This is a genomic window from Methylophilus sp. DMC16, assembly GCF_056314045.1.
In genome coordinates this window covers 289,563-306,185 of record NZ_JBQUZC010000003.1, presented here as the reverse complement: position 1 = coordinate 306,185, position 16,623 = coordinate 289,563, and the positions used below count along the sequence as shown (strand labels likewise).

Annotated in this window: 13 protein-coding genes; 2 read left to right on the top strand and 11 right to left on the bottom strand. The window is 50.1% G+C overall.

The genetic code is table 11. The annotated features are described in order from the left end of the window. Positions 1-180 precede the first annotated feature (180 nt). From ACT53D_RS12935 to ACT53D_RS12925, 3 genes are all read right to left on the bottom strand, one after another. A complete protein-coding gene (locus ACT53D_RS12935; protein WP_476156563.1) occupies positions 181-837 on the bottom strand; it encodes a PEP-CTERM sorting domain-containing protein in 657 nt (218 codons plus the stop codon). 176 nt (positions 838-1,013) lie between these two features. Next, the gene (locus tag ACT53D_RS12930) at positions 1,014-1,211 is read right to left on the bottom strand and encodes a hypothetical protein (RefSeq protein ID WP_194749262.1); all 198 of its coding nucleotides are present in this window, start codon (positions 1,209-1,211) and stop codon (positions 1,014-1,016) included. A gap of 244 nt (positions 1,212-1,455) precedes the next feature. Further along, positions 1,456-2,079, bottom strand: coding sequence for a glutathione S-transferase family protein (locus ACT53D_RS12925; RefSeq protein ID WP_275356612.1), 624 nt, complete (start codon positions 2,077-2,079; stop codon positions 1,456-1,458). 164 nt (positions 2,080-2,243) lie between these two features. Between ACT53D_RS12925 and nadC the strand changes: the two genes are divergently transcribed. After that, entirely contained in the window at positions 2,244-3,113 is an 870-nt protein-coding gene (gene nadC / locus ACT53D_RS12920; protein ID WP_476156561.1) for a carboxylating nicotinate-nucleotide diphosphorylase, read from the top strand. A gap of 788 nt (positions 3,114-3,901) precedes the next feature. Next, positions 3,902-5,692, top strand: a complete 1,791-nt coding sequence (gene tfpB, locus ACT53D_RS12915) for a type IV pilus assembly ATPase TfpB (RefSeq protein ID WP_476156559.1) — start codon at positions 3,902-3,904, stop codon at positions 5,690-5,692. A gap of 15 nt (positions 5,693-5,707) precedes the next feature. Here the strand turns inward: tfpB and ACT53D_RS12910 are convergent, their stop codons facing one another. The 8 genes from ACT53D_RS12910 to ACT53D_RS12875 all read right to left on the bottom strand — a co-directional run bounded on the left by ACT53D_RS12910 (position 5,708) and on the right by ACT53D_RS12875 (position 16,623). After that, positions 5,708-6,241 carry a cytochrome b/b6 domain-containing protein gene (locus ACT53D_RS12910; RefSeq protein WP_476156558.1) on the bottom strand — a complete coding sequence of 178 codons (534 nt, stop codon included), beginning with the start codon at positions 6,239-6,241 and terminating at the stop codon, positions 5,708-5,710. A gap of 8 nt (positions 6,242-6,249) precedes the next feature. After that, positions 6,250-6,528 carry a PepSY domain-containing protein gene (locus ACT53D_RS12905; protein WP_275356608.1) on the bottom strand — a complete coding sequence of 93 codons (279 nt, stop codon included), beginning with the start codon at positions 6,526-6,528 and terminating at the stop codon, positions 6,250-6,252. A 13-nt stretch (positions 6,529-6,541) separates the two neighbouring features. Further along, a complete protein-coding gene (locus ACT53D_RS12900) occupies positions 6,542-7,588 on the bottom strand; it encodes an alpha-hydroxy acid oxidase (protein WP_476156556.1) in 1,047 nt (348 codons plus the stop codon). 4 nt (positions 7,589-7,592) lie between these two features. Then, positions 7,593-8,273 carry a Fe2+-dependent dioxygenase gene (locus ACT53D_RS12895; RefSeq protein WP_275356606.1) on the bottom strand — a complete coding sequence of 227 codons (681 nt, stop codon included), beginning with the start codon at positions 8,271-8,273 and terminating at the stop codon, positions 7,593-7,595. A gap of 8 nt (positions 8,274-8,281) precedes the next feature. After that, a complete protein-coding gene (locus ACT53D_RS12890) occupies positions 8,282-10,504 on the bottom strand; it encodes a TonB-dependent receptor (RefSeq protein WP_194749251.1) in 2,223 nt (740 codons plus the stop codon). Positions 10,505-10,801: 297 nt separating this feature from the next. Continuing rightward, on the bottom strand, positions 10,802-12,928 hold the full coding sequence (locus tag ACT53D_RS12885) for a TonB-dependent siderophore receptor (protein ID WP_476156555.1): 2,127 nt from the start codon (positions 12,926-12,928) through the stop codon (positions 10,802-10,804). A 216-nt stretch (positions 12,929-13,144) separates the two neighbouring features. Then, complete coding sequence (locus tag ACT53D_RS12880; RefSeq protein ID WP_476156800.1) at positions 13,145-14,407, bottom strand: PepSY-associated TM helix domain-containing protein; 1,263 nt, start codon at positions 14,405-14,407, stop codon at positions 13,145-13,147. A 35-nt stretch (positions 14,408-14,442) separates the two neighbouring features. Then, complete coding sequence (locus tag ACT53D_RS12875) at positions 14,443-16,623, bottom strand: TonB-dependent receptor (RefSeq protein ID WP_476156553.1); 2,181 nt, start codon at positions 16,621-16,623, stop codon at positions 14,443-14,445.

The window sequence follows — 16,623 nt, the reverse complement described above, 5'->3', positions numbered from 1 at the left end:
CAACACAGCCCCACAGACAAGGTTAACCTTGTGCGAATGAAGCTTTTTTCAGGCAGGCAACTGGAGAGGATCGCAAGAGAGCGAGCCCGCTTTAAAACGGTGATGTTCATTTAACGAAAATAAGTAGGCGCGCAAGAAAGGGGCTAAACAGCCCCTTTGCCATGGTCAGCCGAATGGGAATCAGGCTTGTTTTTTTGCGTTGCGGCGCGCGACAAATGCCATCAAACCCAGTCCCAAGCCCATCAGACTAAAGGCCTCAGGTTCAGGCACCGGTGTCACAGTGGGCACGGACACGGCGGCCAATGCCAATTGATCCAAACTCATACTGGATGAATTGGCATTGAATTTAAAGGTATACAGGCTGGAAGCGGCGACATTGCTCCATTTCCAATACAACTCTTGTTCAGCAGTTGCCCCTCCCATCACGGTGCCTTGATCTTCGTTAAACTGCAACACGGAAGTCGCTGTAACGCCATTCAAGGTTGCTGAACTGTTGGCCAGGGTGCCCAAGGTTCCAATACGCAGATAGACATCAAACAGGCCTGTGCTGGCACCGCTCAAGGTCGCGGTGAATGCCGTAGCGCCAGAGAAACTATAAATATTGCCCCCGCCAGTGATAAAAGCACCGCCTGTGGTTTCTTGCACAGAAGCGGTGATCCCGGCAGTCACAGCGACATCTGGTGTATTGTCATTGGTGCTGTTAAAGACGTTCCACTCAGCATAACTCGCTGGTGTCAGACTCCCCCAGGGATTGGCGGTGTCCCATACTGCCTGGCTCGCAAACGCGGAACTATTGAACAGCATGCCTAAGGTGAATGCCAAAGCTGAAAATTTCATGATTTATTTCTCCTCAACGAGCGCTTGTGCCCCTTCCTCTCGAAGGCCATCGCGCCATTTTTTTAAAATGAAGTCTCACGGACCCACACCGTTGAGTATTTCAATCGCCACGCTTTGCGCATGGCAATAAAATTGAAATTAAAAAATAAAAGTGATGTTGTTTTAATCACGCCTGGTCAGGCGCCTTGCTTCTCCTGCCTGGACTCAAAATCAACCACATAGCGGTACTGCTTGCCGCAATCAATAATGACTTCTTTCTGTCCCCGCTTGAGCAGGCGTATATCCACTTTGATGCTACCGAAGCCATCATGAGCGATGAGCTCATCCAGCAGTTCTAGCAATCTTTTTTTGACGGGTGCATTCATTGCCTGCATAGCATGTATTGATCATGTTTTTGAGTATTCTTAAATGATAACAATTATCATTTAGTTTTGCAACGTAAAAATATGATCTATGATTAAGCTTAAGTGGATAGATGCAGTGAGGCCAAAAGGCAGAATGAAAAAGAAGGCAGACAAGGGGAAAGCGCCGCATCACAAGGTGAACGGCTGAAGATCAACTGGAGAAAATCAAGACAGCATCCCGACAGTTTAGGACGGAATACTGAGATAAGGTGCCTTAAGGCTGTGGCATGGTTTGCTTGAAGCTGGGACGCTTTACCAGCACCCCGTAATGTTTGGCCAGATTAGGAAACTTCTCTTGCCAGTATTTGCCTTCCCATTGCACATTTTTAAAACGCAAGTCTATGTAGCCCAGCGCGGTGCCCAGGGCAATGTCTGCCAGACTGAACGTTTCGTTGACACACCACTTTTTCTTTAGCAAGTCATTATCAAGCACGGTCAGGCCAGCCGTCACCTTGGCAAATTGCTTTTCTATCCATGGCGCAGACTGCTGCACCTCTGGCTTGCGTTGTTCCAAGATCACCGCCACGGCAGCATCACACACACCATCGGCAAGTGACTCCCAGCGACGGACCTTGATTTTGGCTGAGTGGTCTTGCGGAATCAGGTGGGCCACCGGCGTGCGATGATCCAGATACTCGACAATCACGCGTGAATCATACAAGGCATCGCCATCATCCAGCACCAGCACAGGAACCTTACCCAACGGGTTGTGCTGGCTCACGGGACAATCCGGCGCAGACAGCACGACCTCCGTCAAAGTCAGGTCAATATGTTTTTCAATGGCGACGATACGCACTTTACGTGCATAGGGACTGTTAACCGTATATAAAAGCTGCATAGTGTGATGTGAGCCGGATTGAAGAGTACTTTTACCGAAAAAATACCCCATGACACAATACGATGGTACAAAACTCGCTGGTCTTGGGGTGCTTTTATTATAATAGCTTTTGCCATGGGCTTAGAACGCTCATCTGCATAAATTTTAAATTGACTGAGCTGCTCATGACCACTGCATTACTTTACCAACACTTGCCCGACTACTTAAATGCCGATCTGATAGCGGCGCAAGTGCAATCGGCCCTGGCAGAAGACCTGGGTAAAGGCGACCTGACCGCTGCACTCATCCCTGCCGGCACCCTGGCCAGCGCGACCATCATCAGCCGTGAGGCTGCCATTCTCTGCGGCTGTGCCTGGGCGCAGCAGTGCTTTGCGCAGTTGGATCGCAGCATCCAGCTCAAATGGCTGGTAAAAGACGGTGACCGCGTCGTCCCCAATCAAGCGCTGGTCCATATTCATGGCGACGCACGCGCCATGCTCAGTGCCGAACGCCCGGCCCTCAATTTTTTGCAAACGCTTTCTGCAGTAGCCACTCACACCCGCCGCTATGTTGACGCGATTGGTGAACTCCCTACTCAAATTCTCGATACGCGCAAGACCCTGCCTGGCCTCCGCCTGGCACAAAAATATGCTGTGCTCGCTGGCGGTGGCGCCAACCAACGGCTGGCCTTGTACGACGGCATCCTGATCAAGGAAAACCATATCGCCGCCGCAGGCTCGATTGCCGCCGTGCTTGAAGCCGCCTTCGCCATGCGCAGCACGGATAATATTCAGATCGAAGTGGAAACACTGGATGAATTGCAGCAAGCGCTGGATGCCGGCGCCACCAGTATTTTGCTCGATAATTTCACGCAGGAAGACCTGCGTAAAGCTGTCGCAATCAATCAAAAGCAAGCGTTGCTGGAAGCATCGGGCAATGTGGATTTAACGACGGTTAGGGCGATTGCGGAAACAGGCGTAGATAGAATATCTATTGGGGCACTGACTAAAAATATTCAGGCGGTGGATTTGAGTATGCGGATACAGATGCAGTGATAGAACATCCGCGCAGACGATTTAAATAACGCAGTAAAAAGTTATTCTTTAAGCTTTGGCTAGATTGAATAACCATTGCTTTCACCTTTAGGTGACCGTTCTTTACTGTGCCACTCGATTTGCCGGGCGGCCATCGAAACTCGCCCTAGCGGCTTGCACAAAACGCAAGCCACTGCGGAGCTTAAACAGACGATGGCCGAAGACCCCCGCCAATCCTGCGTTGCACTCTTTTAATTAAAGCGTGCGGCAGATGGGGGCCCCGAACACCAGATGAGCGTAACGGTCAGTGGATTGAATAAAAGAATTGGTTTTTGCAAGCGTCCAAACTTCAACAGTGTGACTTTGACGAGATAAATCCCATCCCATCACGCTGAGTAGCGCAGATGAAGTGGGAGCTTTCTGCCATCAACTGTTTGAGTTCCGCAGTGGCTTGCGGTTTTGTGCAAGCAGCCAGGGCGAGTTTTGATGGCAGCCCACTTTACCGAGCAACGCAAGGCAGCCGAAGGCCGTGATGGCTGGGTGTCCTCCTCTTTGGTTACTTTCTGGGGGACAAGCACCAGAAAGTAACTCGCCGAGAGGCGAAAAAATGTATCTTTAAAAAACATCACTCAAGATTCCATCTTAAATAAAACTTAACAACTCTCATCAATAAGTGACAGACTCAAATTAAAAAACCTTTAGAAAACCCAGACTAAACACACTTCCAATCTAAGCAATGTGACCATTTCTGCCACCTCCTGATGGCATGACTCTTGCATCATTTGCAGCTAGTCTAGCCAGCATGTGACATGAATAGTCCAATCCCCGTTTCCTCGCCCAAAACCATAGAGAGCCTGCGCCTCTCGGATTTGTTACGCATGCTGGTTTCTAACGGGCATGCGGATAAAGTACAGGCTGAAAAGCTTTATAAGGATCGCAAGCGGGACAGCTCCAAAATTCACCCTGTTGTGATTGTGGCCGAGCAAAAATGGTCGGACCTTCAAAATCCCAATCAATTGTTGACTGTAGAGGCCCTGAGCCGCTTTGTGGCAGAGCAGGCTGCAGTGCCTTATTATCAAATCGACCCCCTAAAACTGGACTTTAGTGCCGCGGCGCAAATTGTGTCGCAAGCCTATGCCGAGCGCCTGCGCATCATGCCGATTACGGTCAGGAATGGCGTAGCCACAATTGCGACGGCCGATCCATTCCACCAGACCTGGCTGCATGATCTGGAGCGTATGCTGAAGTTGCGCATTGAAGTGGTGATGGTGAATCCGCTGGATCTGCAGCGGTATTTACCCGAGGTGTATCAGCTTTCTGCAGCGATTCAATCTGCCAATGCCGCCAAGGCTGGGCAAATTGTCGGCGTACAAAACTTTGAACAATTGATTGAGCTGGGCAAAGACCGCCAACTGGATGCGAATGAACAGCACGTGGTGAGCATTGTCGACTGGTTATTTAAATATGCCTTCGAGCAGCGCGCCAGCGATATCCACCTGGAACCGCGTCGCAATCTGGGCTTGATGCGCTTTCGCATCGACGGTGTCTTGCATCAGGTGTATCAGCTGCCGAGCAATATCATGAATGCGATTACCAGCCGCATCAAACTACTGGGGCGGATGGACATGGTGGAAAAACGCCGCCCACAGGATGGCCGTGTCAAAACCGTAGACACTGATGGCAAAGAGGTTGAATTACGCTTATCGACCATGCCGACCGCGTTTGGCGAAAAACTGGTGATGCGAATTTTCAAGCCGGATGTGCTGGTACAGGATTTTCAGTTACTTGGTTTTTCCAAGCGACAGGGCGAGCAATGGGCGCAGTGGACACACCAGCCCAACGGCATCATTTTGGTCACCGGGCCTACCGGCTCGGGCAAAACCACCACGCTGTATACTACCCTCAAGCAATTGGCGACCGATGAAGTCAATGTATGTACGGTAGAAGACCCGATTGAGATGATAGAGCCGGCGTTTAACCAGATGCAGGTGACACAGAATATCGGCCTGGGCTTTGCCGAAGGCATACGCACACTGATGCGCCAGGACCCCGATATTATCATGGTCGGCGAGATCCGCGACCAGGAGACCGCAGATATGGCGATTCAGGCCGCACTGACCGGCCACCTGGTGCTATCCACGCTGCACACCAACGATGCGCCATCGGCTGTGACGCGTTTGCTGGATTTAGGCGTGCCTGCTTACCTGATACATTCCAGCCTGCTGGGGATTATGGCGCAACGGCTGGTGCGCACCTTGTGCCCGCATTGCAAAACAGAAGCCACCATTTCAGACGCAGAATGGGCCAGCGTTACGCGCCCGTTCAAGGCCGCCAAACCGGCAAAAATCATGAAAGCCGTGGGCTGCAAGGAGTGCCGCAACACGGGTTACCGTGGTCGCACCGGCATTTATGAGATGCTGACACTCACACCGACCTTACGCAAACTGATCACGCCTGAAACCGATTTGATCCAACTCAGACAGGCTGCCACGCAAGCGGGGATGCAACCTTTGATGTTAAACGGTGCTGAGAAAATTGCGGCAGGCCTGACAACCGTAGACGAAGTGCTCAAGGTTGCCCCACCGATTGAAGTAGATTAAAGGCGCAAGGCCCGCTTATTTGCGTAAGTGAATGCGGCCATGCCACATTTGCCGCACTAAATGCTGCTTGGACAAGCGTCCAATCCAGATCACCGCAACAATATGCAATGCAATCACGGCCATCAGTAACCAACTCAACAGCGCATGAATCACAACCGGCCCCTCTTCGCCCCAAAAGGCATCGGTGCGGCTTAACCAACCAGTCAGCGCCAGCAAGGCAATCAGCATCCAGATGACATACACGGCCCATTGGCCTAGCGGATTGTGCCCGGCATGCACAGGCAGGGTTGCTTGACGCACCTCTGCAATATGAGCGCGGATGTCACGCAGGCCGGGCAGATGAAAGCGCGCACTTGGGTATGCGCTAAAACACCCGGCCATGATGCGGATCATAATGATTGCCAGCACAGCGTAGCCAACCGTGCGATGCAGCGCATCCGTTTCATACCAGACATGGCTCATCAGCCACAATGCCATCACCCCGGCTGCCACCAGCCAGTGACTCAGACGCACCCACCAGGGCCAAAGCATTGCGGATGGCTGCAACATCTCCCCACTTAGTCTTTCAAGCCGATGGCTTTGACGATCGCCAGCGTTTTCATGTCGAAGTAAATCTCAACCTTCTTACCCTCTTTGTTACGGCCATAAATTTCGTAGCAATTACCGTCTACTTTAAATTTTTTGATGGTATAGCCCTCTGCTTCCAGCGCTTCTTTAAGGGTATCTTCCGAAGCCCACTCCTCTTTTGGATAGGATTTGCAATCCGCCGCGGCCAACGCAGCTTGTGCATGCAGCAGGCCGATTGCCAACAAGAGTGAAAAACCAATTTTTTTCATCAAAACGTCCTTTTCATGATTCAAACAATTCTACCTGGCGCAGCTCTGCCAAATTCGAAACGCCAGTCAACGCCATGGTCATTTCCAGCTCATCGCGCAGAGTACGGATCACTTTTGCCACGCCCATCGCGCCTTCTGCAGCCAGGCCCCAGATGTAAGGGCGACCAATACAAACGGCATCGGCGCCCATTGCCAGCGCTTTAAACACATCCTGCCCGGAGCGGATACCACTATCCACCAGGATTTTGCACTGGCTACCCACGGCAGCCACGATCGTTGGCAGCACTGCCGCCACTGACGGAGTGCTATCAAGCACGCGGCCACCGTGATTGGAAATGACCACGCCGTCACAGCCGCATTCCACCGCCCGCCGGGCATCCTCTACATGCATCAGACCTTTCAGTAGCAAGGGGAGGTTCACTTGCTGCCTGAGCCAGGCCACATCGTCCCAAGTCGGCGCCTGCGTCATCCAGCCATCGAACACTTGGCTTTGGCCCGCTTGCACAGGACGCATGCTCAGTGGCTGCGCCAGATTGACTGCCGAAATCCTGTCTGGTAAATCAATTAAAGCTTGCTTGACTGGCGCATCGACAGTGAACACGACTGCGCTAATGCCAGCTGCCACGGCTTTATGCAATAACGCTTGGGTACGTTCACGATCACCTTGCCAATAGAGCTGAAACCAGAGCGGTTGTTGCGCCTGCGTCACAATCTCGCTCACGGCTTGACTGGCCAGACTACTCACCATCATCTGCCCCTGCTGGGCATTGCAAGCGACAGCGGTGCCAATCTCGCCATCGGCATGAAACAAGCGCTGATAAGCCACTGGCGCCAACAGGATGGGATGCGCCCATTGCTCGCCAAAAATGCTACAACTTGTGTTGGGCTGATAGAGGGGCTGGAGTGGACGTGGACAGACCTTCTTGCTTTGCCAGCCAGCTTCGTTGACCTGTAATTGCAAACCGTTCCCGGCATCTGACTGCAAATAATGCCAGACATCAGCTGGCAATTTGGCTTGCGCTTGCTGGGCAAAATAGGAGAGCAAAGGTAAGGACTGCATTCGCTTAGAGCGCCCACTGGCGCAACAGGTTATGGTAAATGCCGGTTAACTGCACCACTTCTGGCGTTTCCCCTTGTTGCTGGCGCAAGCGGACCAAGGCCATATCCATATCAAATAGCATGCGCCGTTGCGCGGCGTCGCGCACCATGCTCTGAATAAACATAAAGCTGGCCAAGCGCTCACCACGCGTGACCGGCGTCACCGCATGCACCGAGCTGGAAGGATAAATGACAATAGCACCCGCTTTGAGCTTGATGCGCTGGTCACCAAACACATCCTGCACCACCAGCTCACCGCCTTCATATTCATCCGGGTCGTTAAAAAACAGGGTAGCCGAAACATCTGCCCGTACCCGCGCACTGCCATCCGGCATATGACGCATGGCACTATCGACGTGAAATCCATAGGCATTGGTCTCACCCGCATAACGATTCACAAAAGGCGGCAAGATTTTGTCTGGCAAAGCGGCCGAAAAAAATAAAGGATCGCGCTGCAATGCCTGCAAAACGATCCTGCGGATTTGTGCCAGCAACGGGTCGTCTTCGGCCAGTTGCTGGTTGTTTTTAACGCTGGCTGCCTGAATACCGGCGGTTGTGCGGCCATCCACCCATTGCGCCTGCTTCAGCAAGGCACGGATAGTATGCAGCTCTTCTTCAAGCAAAACCCCCGGTAAACTTAACAGCAAATTAACTCCTAGAACTTGTACTCAGTAGTGACGATGGCCTGACGACGGTTGCCTGGAACCACTAAACCACCGTTATCATAGACTGCATCGTAATATACCTTATCAAGCAGGTTTTTGACATTTAGCCTGACCGCCCATTTTGGTTGTTCATACGTTGCCATAAAATCCACTCTTGCATAGCCAGGGGCAGCGTTTGGTTTAAACACACCATTGACAAAATTTGTACCCGCATCAGTAGCAGAAGGAACATATGCATAACGCTCACCCTTGGCTTCAACTCCACCACCAATCTTCCAGGCATCGGTCAGCGCATAAGTGGTCCACAAATTAAATGTGCCTATAGGAGTGTTTCTTGCACGTTCTCCAGCAAAGCGCGGATCAGCAACATTAACCTGCCCAACTGTCGAACACCCATTAGCAATTTGCGCACAAATATTAACTGCCGGGTTAATGATCTTGGCATCCAGCAGGGCAATCCCGGCGAAAACATCCCAACGATCGGTCACTTTGCCTGTCACTTCAAACTCAAAACCATTGGTACGGCGACGCTTGGTCAGAATTGGATTATTCACTGCTGTTAACAAATCCGTATTACGTTCCCAATCTTTGGTTGTCGTAAACAACGCAGTTCTAACAGCCAGATCCCCATCCATAAACAACCATTTAGAGCCAAGCTCCAGAGTCCTGGCCCGCTCAGCAGGCTGCCTTACCGTCGTAAACTGATATAGGTCCGCTGTTGGACTAAATGAATCACTAAAAGTGAGGTAGTAATGCCTATCGGTATTTGGCTGCCACGACAAGCCCGTCCGGTAACTGTTCTCGCCAAAATCTAGTTTGGGTGATGTCGCAGCAGAGTAGTTTGCCTTCATTTCATCGCGACGAATACCAGCCAATGCTGTCCAGTTTGGAATAAACTCAACACTATCTTGAAGATAGACAGCATAGTTGTCAGCGTCAAATTTCGTTGGGTTGCTTTTATCATAAGCATGACGTCGATAATAAAACCCTGAAGAGCTGTCCAGATCCACCAAGTTCGCACGATAAGAGTTTTCATGCAAATACTCAACGCCAGACAAGAGACTGTGTTTCATGCCCCCTAGCTCAAATTTAGTACTGAAATCCGATTGCAAATTAACTGTTTCATAATTTAAATAGCGCGCTTGATTAGACCCTACGCTACTATTTTCAGTTGGAAAGGCTGGAGTTGCTGTGTTATTAGGAGGTAATTTAGCCCAGTATGCACGCTGGTAACTTGCATGGCGAAGTTGTGTTCTTAGTTGCGTATCATCATCAAACTTGTGAGTAAAAATACCCGTCGTAATGCGTGTATCACTGTCATCAAAGTTGTTTTTGGCACCCCAGAATGTTTTATCACTCGCACCATTTGAGGCATCACTTTGAGGACGCTTATTAAAAAAGCGGATACCGAAGTCTGGAACATCTCTTGTTTGTGTGTAGACGTGATTTAAGAAAAACTCATTTTCCGTGCCTATGCCCGCTCCAAAGCTAATTGCAATCCCCTGACGGTCAAATGATGGGCGGTCACCTGTCGTTGGATTCTTACGATACGTTTCTTCGTAACGATCCATCACATTCACGCGAATCGCGGCAGTGTCTGTCAGCTTCTTGTTGAAGTCGCCTGTCGCCTGATGGTAATCATAATTGCCCAAGCTACCTGTCACGGTATTTTTGTCATTTAACTCAGCCATCTTGGTGACCTGGTTAATCACACCACCCGCCTGACCACGCCCAAACAACATCGCCGCAGAACCACGCAGTACATCCACCTGCTCCAAGTTAAATGTCTCGCGGTTGTACTGTGCGGTGTCACGCATGTTATCCAGGTAAATATCGCCAAAGGTATAAAAACCGCGCAGGTTAAAGTTATCGCCAGCACGGCCCCCTTCAGCCGCATTGACTGATAAGCCAACCACATTCCGCAAGGCTTCACGTAGTGAGCCCACTTGCTGATCATGCAGCAATTCTCTGGTTAGCGTAGTGACTGCCTGCGGCACATCTTGCGGATCCTGATAGGTTTTACCGACGCGGGTCTTGGTCGCTTGATAGCCTTTGTTAGGCGCATCTTGAATTCGTTGCGTTTTGACCTTCACCTCTGTCATGGTCTGAGTCGCGTCTGCAGTTTTTTTCTCTTCATCTGCCGCGATCGCAATTGCTGGAAGCGCCATCATCAGCGCTATCGTCATTGTTTTTTTATTAAAGCCGGATGGCATAAATAGTTCCCGTCATTGATTGAATGAGTTAATTGCTGGCTACTGGAAACAATGCTCGTTGGCTTGCAAATTGAATAAGCACGAATGATAACAATTCTCATTTTTACAATCAATGAAAGGTTGTGCGAGAATTTATTTGTGCAAATGTAAATACTGGTGGAAATCCAAGCGTCATATAGCTCAAATTGTGCGGTGCCGTTTAATCGAAGTAGGTGCGGCCTGTGCTCTGGTCACAAACCGCATCAGGGCAGCTAACCTGACACCAATATCAAGCTAGCTGCGTGTGACAGGGGCCAATTAAAAATCCAGGCGCAGATTGGCCTGCAAGGTCCTTGGTCGGCCGACGCCTAACAGGCTGTTCCCTGCGGTACTCCAGTAGTTTTTATCCGTGACATTGTCGACCACGACCTGAAAAGTGGCTTTTTGCTTGCCCAGCAGGGTCTTGTATCTGGCCCCGACCGACCCAATCGTGTAGCCATCTATGCTGGCTTGATTAAATGCATTGACCTGTTGCTTGCCGCTATAAAACAAGCCCGCGCTCAAAAACAGGCCTGGGACCTGCGCAATCTGGTATTCGCCAAACAGACTGGCAGTTTTCTCTGGCGTATTCTCTGGCGTATTGCCATTGCTGGCCGCGTCAGGTGTTTTCAAGGTCGCATCCATCAGCAGGAAAGAGGCGGCGACAGACAGCCTCTCCGTCAACTCGCCAGTAGCAGCAAATTCCAAGCCTTGATAATTTGCGTCACCGTTAATCTTATAGATATTAGTACTCGGATAACCAAATGCGGCGGCACGCTCAATATCAAAATAGGCCAATTGCAGCAAAAAACGATCAAACACTTGCGCCTTTGCACCAATTTCTTTTTGTCTTGATTTCGCCGGATTGAGTAACTCGCCAGCATTTGACCATCTAGTCGGAACTTGCCCACTGTCCTCAAAACCTTCAATATAGCTGGCGTAGAGAGAAATATTTGGCTGAACTTTGTACATCAGCGCCACGGAGGGAATGACTTTTTTTGCGTTGAAGCGCGTAGCCGTTGCCGTGCCTGCATTGGTGGCAATGGTCTCGGTGTCATAACGACTTTGCCGCGCACCTGCCATGAGGGTCCATTGGTCTGTCAACGCCATTTGATCAAATACATACACGCCTCGATCCAGAATTGTCTGGTCAGATAAACGGTTATTGGAAACCGCCGCAAGCACAGGAACGACTCTGGGATTAAAATAGTTTTGAGTCACCGTACGAGTTGCAAACATAGGTGTCACGCCTTCACGCTGATTGCTGGTGTATCCCAGTGTGAGCTGATGCTTGATGGGGCCCGTTTCCAGCAAACCGAGCAACTCGGTTCTAAAGTTGGTGTTGGTAAACACTTGATTCCGTGTAAATGAAACTTGCAACTCTCCTTCACCCGTAAGCGGGTTAAAGTTCTGAAACTGTGAAAAGTTACGGTCGCGCTCTGTCTTGGCTCGTCCAGCTTCAAACAACCAACTCCAGTCATCACTCAAGGCATAATCGGTCCTGAACAGAATATTGGTTGCCTCAGCATCATAGTGCTGCCATTTGCCCGCCAGGTTTTGCGTCGCCGACGGCACAGGTGGCAGCGCGATTTTACCGTTGACGGCATTAGGCACTACAATCGCAGCCTGCTCTGAAACATCTTTGCGGTAATGCTCAAGGTCAAGCTTGAAAGACAATTTATCGTTTGCACGCCAATCCAATGCGGCTGAAACCAGACCACGGCTGCCGTCATAATGGTCAATGCCAATATCTTCGCTGCCAGTGACCACATTAAAACGTGCACCAAACTGCTGCTCAGCGCCAAAGCGCTTGCCATAGTCCACATGGGCGCTACGCGCACCAAATTCATTGGTAGACAGCGTCAGGCTTTTGTTTTCAACCTTGCCAGCCCGCTTGGTTACCAGGTTGATAATGCCAGAGGGCGGCACCAAGCCGTAATACAGAGACGAAGCCCCTTTGAGCACTTCTACCCGCTCTTTGTTTTCTAGTGGCGTATCAATCAGGTTAATAATCGGCAACGAACCATTGAGCCGGTAGTTTCCGCGGTTCTCGACCAGAATGCCGCGGATCGCAATATTGTCATAGGTCGAGCCACTCAATTGCGAGCGCGAAACCCCTGCGGTGTTCCGCAATGCGCCAAACAATGAGTTGGTCGCTTGCGCATCCAACACCTCACGCGTCACCGTGTTCACGGTCAAGGGCACGTCCAGCGGATTCATGTCTCTAAACGTCCCGACCTGTACCGTGTTTGAGTGAAAACTCTGGCGACGGCTGGTCGATACCTCAACTTCACCCAGAGTTTGCTGATCGTCATCAGTGTTTGTTGCAGCTGGCGCAGAAGCAGTCTTCCCAGCCTCCCCCTGCGCCCAGGCTGCCGACATCGGCAAGGCTAACAACAACGACAAATAAACTGTTTTTAATCGAATCACGGTCACACAACACTCCCATATTAAATAAAGCTGGCTACTGGAGTGCGAAACTCGATGGCTGGCAAACAACAAGATCAATCTGATTTTTATTTTCAAAACCCTCAGCACCCCTCCCTATCAGGGGCCAGTAAACATACCGGATTGCTAAGAGGTTGGCGTTTTAATAACGCCACGTAAGTGTGGCTAAAGCGCTCATGAACGATGCGTACGCAACGAATTCATGCGCAGCATTCCCTCAGAAATGCTTCGTGCCTTGCGCTTTTTCCACCATAAATACACGCCCGTTGCAGAAAGCGTGGCCACCACCACTCCCATGACAGAAATCATAATCCTGCCGGGCAGGCCCAAGATACGGCCAGAATGCAGGGGGAATTGGGCTTGCACAATCACATCACCTGCTGTGCCTTCCCAAGGAATACGTTTGCCAACATAATGTGCATCCAAACCATCGTAATACAAACGTTTATGGCCGGCACCTGCCACACCATGATCGGCATCAGGATAATAAAAATCCACATTAAACAACTGGTATGCCGCGCTATAAGAAATGCGTCCTGCTGGCTCATGCCAGCCTTGCCTACGCGCCTCCTTGATCGCCATCGCCAGCACTTTTCCATAATCTACCTGCGGTGGTAATTGTTGTGAGACCGGTAAGCGCGGACGCATATCTGAAGGAGTGGGCGTCAGTGTGAACGCAGACTTCATGACTGGCATAAAGACTTCACGGCGTAAATTAAGGGCAAAGGCAGAAAATGCCAGAATCATCAGCAATATCCATGTCCATAAGCCAAAAGCACGATGCATATCAAAGTAACGTTTGTGCGTACTGCTGTTCCAGCGCATTTTCCATGCAGGCCACCAGCGCTTCCAGAACGAGGCTTGGGTGTTCTGTTGTACTTTGTGCAATTTGGTTTTTGGGGTGTTGGAAAACTTGGGCAAGGTAAGATAAAAACCAACAAAACTATCAATCAGCCAAATCAGCGCAACGCCGCCTAACAACCATAGTCCCCAGCGGTCGATTCCCCACATTTCGGGCAGGTGCAAACTGTAATGCAGCTTATACAAAAAAGAGACGACATTGGTCCTATCTATCGGCCACACGGCGCCCCACTCCCGCTTGCCTAGCTCCTGGCCGGTGACGGGGTCAATAAACACCTGGTTAAATTTAACAGGCACCATGCCATCCGGTGGATTAGATAATGGCTTGACGCCAATGGTTAGCGTATGCCCCTCTTCAACACTCAGCGGAATCGAACTGACCTGAACTTGTGGATAGCGCTCTGACACCTGTTTTGCAAGCACTAATGTCGACTGATGCGCACCTTGTGACTTGCTATGCATCCACGCTGGATTCAGTAACGTATCAATCTCGTGATCCCATGAAATAATGGCACCAGTGAGCCCGGTGATCATTAGAAACAAAGCACTAGCCATGCCTAACCACCGATGTACCAATAATAAAGACGAACGCAAAACAAATTACCTCGTATTTAAAAATCAAGCTGGGCGCTGACGGTGATAGTCCGTGGCGCACCCAACACCAGATAGCCGGAATTAGAGGTTAGCCCTGCATAACCACCTGCAGAGGCCCAATAATCACGATCTGTGATGTTATCAATACGGCCACGAACGGTTAATAAATGCCCTTCAATCTCAGTCGCATATCTTGCGCCGATATCTAAACGGGTCCAACCTGGCAGTCTTTGAGTGTTTGTGCCATTACCATACACATGGCCAGTAGTAATCACACGCGCATCAAATGTTAAACCAGGCACCATAAATGCATCCCACTCTAGACCCAGGTTAGCTTGTTGATCTGGAATACCAATCGTTTGCTTATCTTCCGTCGAGGCATTGCCCGTATTCTTCTGTTTGGCATCCAACCAGGTAATCCCCCCCAACACCCGCAAACTGGGCGAAATCTGACCATAAGTCATCAGTTCAACCCCTTGGTGCTCTTCTTTCCCTTGCGAAGTAAATACATTCGCCGCATTGATAAAACCGCGTGGTTTCTCAGTGGTAAAGTAAGCAGTAGTCACCCGAACCTTACCAAAATCAAACTTGGCTCCCACTTCTTTCTGTTTTGAGACATAGGGGGCAAGCGTCTCACCTCGATTAGCGGTGGTTCCTGGAGCTGTTGCCCCTTGTGACAAGCCTTCAATGTAATTAGCATAGAGAGAGATGCCGTCCCAGGGTTTTACTACCGCACCCAACACAGGGCTCAGCTTCGTCTTGTCGTACGCACTACTAAACACGCCATTGTAATCATAGGTTGTCGCAGCTATTTGCTGACTTCTCACCCCTAGCGTCAACAACAACTGATTATCTAACATGGCCAGTGTGTCACCTATGGCAAGGCTACGTAAAATCGTTCTACCTGTCGTATTCGGATTATCCAACACACCACCTGAACCTGCGCCTGCAGTAAATGCAGGCAGGGCATAATAAGTTGGGGCATATAAGTTGGTATTGAGCTGATTACCAGAATCAAACGTATACGCTGCTTTTTTCTCAAAATGATATAAGTTTGCATTTAATACAACGTCATGGCTGATAGAACCCGTTTCAAACTTACCTTTTAGGCCAACTTCACCGGTTCTTACCGAGTCTTCTCTGGTATTGTCAAAACGATAGAAAGTACCCGTGCCAGTCGCAGAGTTGTTGACTGTCAAATTTGCTAACGAGTTAGCTTCATGTGACTCACGGAAGCCTCCGGCAAAGTAAGCTGTCACTTTGTCAGTTAAATCGTATTCACCACGCAAAGTCCCGAAGGTGTCCCGCTCATTAGAGTAAGACCATGGCTGTGCCCAGTTTGAATCGCTACTAGGCGCTCGCGGTACACCTGTCGACGCAGCAAGCGTGACGTTTGTGCGCGTTTGCTTCAGATGATTATCCTGATAACCGATATCCCCAGACAACCGCAAATTCTCGCCGCGCCAATCTAATGCCAGCGAAATCAGATCAACTTCAGCATGTTCTTTATCAACTGCAGTACCGCCATCACGCCTAGACACATTCAACCGAATACCGGCACTGTCATCCGGGCCAAAACGTCTTGCCACATCTGCAGAAATAAGTTGTTGGTTACCAGAACTCCAGCCAGCATTTACTAAGCTCAATGGCTCATTTGGTGCTCGCTTTGGCAGTAAAGAAATCGAGCCTCCAATGGCATCCCCATTCGGGCTTGTCCCATTTAAGAATGCGGAGGCACCACGCAGAACCTCAACACGCTCAAAGAGCTCGGCCGCAATATACTGTCTTGGAAGTATTCCATACAACCCGTTATATGCAACACTATCGGAATACAGTTGAAAACCACGAATAAAATATGACTCCTGAAAGTTGCCAAAGCCACGGGCAACGCGTACGGAAGGATCATTTAGTAACACATCCCCTACACTTTTTGCCTGTTGGTTCTGGATCAACTCATTGGTATATGCGTTGATTGAAAATGGGGTATCCATGGCATCTTTATTACCAAGCACGCCAACCCGCCCGCCTTTCGCAACCTGTCCGCCAGCATAAGGCTTCATCAGGCCTTTAGCATTCGCATCAGCAGAAGCTTTCACTTTCACCTCGCCCAAAGTGTCTAATTCAGACTCTTCAGCGGAAGCATCCATAAAAACCGTTGCATACATGACTGCAATCAGGACTTTTTTATAAGCGTTCAT

Bases quoted from the DNA above. Each gene is read 5' to 3' on its own strand.
- ACT53D_RS12935 (WP_476156563.1), bottom strand. From the start codon at position 837: ATGAAATTTTCAGCTTTGGCATTCACCTTAGGCATGCTGTTCAATAGT.
- ACT53D_RS12930 (WP_194749262.1), bottom strand. From the start codon at position 1,211: ATGCAGGCAATGAATGCACCCGTCAAAAAAAGATTGCTAGAACTGCTG.
- ACT53D_RS12925 (WP_275356612.1), bottom strand. From the start codon at position 2,079: ATGCAGCTTTTATATACGGTTAACAGTCCCTATGCACGTAAAGTGCGT.
- nadC (WP_476156561.1), top strand. From the start codon at position 2,244: ATGACCACTGCATTACTTTACCAACACTTGCCCGACTACTTAAATGCC.
- tfpB (WP_476156559.1), top strand. From the start codon at position 3,902: ATGAATAGTCCAATCCCCGTTTCCTCGCCCAAAACCATAGAGAGCCTG.
- ACT53D_RS12910 (WP_476156558.1), bottom strand. From the start codon at position 6,241: ATGTTGCAGCCATCCGCAATGCTTTGGCCCTGGTGGGTGCGTCTGAGT.
- ACT53D_RS12905 (WP_275356608.1), bottom strand. From the start codon at position 6,528: ATGAAAAAAATTGGTTTTTCACTCTTGTTGGCAATCGGCCTGCTGCAT.
- ACT53D_RS12900 (WP_476156556.1), bottom strand. From the start codon at position 7,588: ATGCAGTCCTTACCTTTGCTCTCCTATTTTGCCCAGCAAGCGCAAGCC.
- ACT53D_RS12890 (WP_194749251.1), bottom strand. From the start codon at position 10,504: ATGCCATCCGGCTTTAATAAAAAAACAATGACGATAGCGCTGATGATG.
- ACT53D_RS12875 (WP_476156553.1), bottom strand. From the start codon at position 16,623: ATGAACGCTTATAAAAAAGTCCTGATTGCAGTCATGTATGCAACGGTT.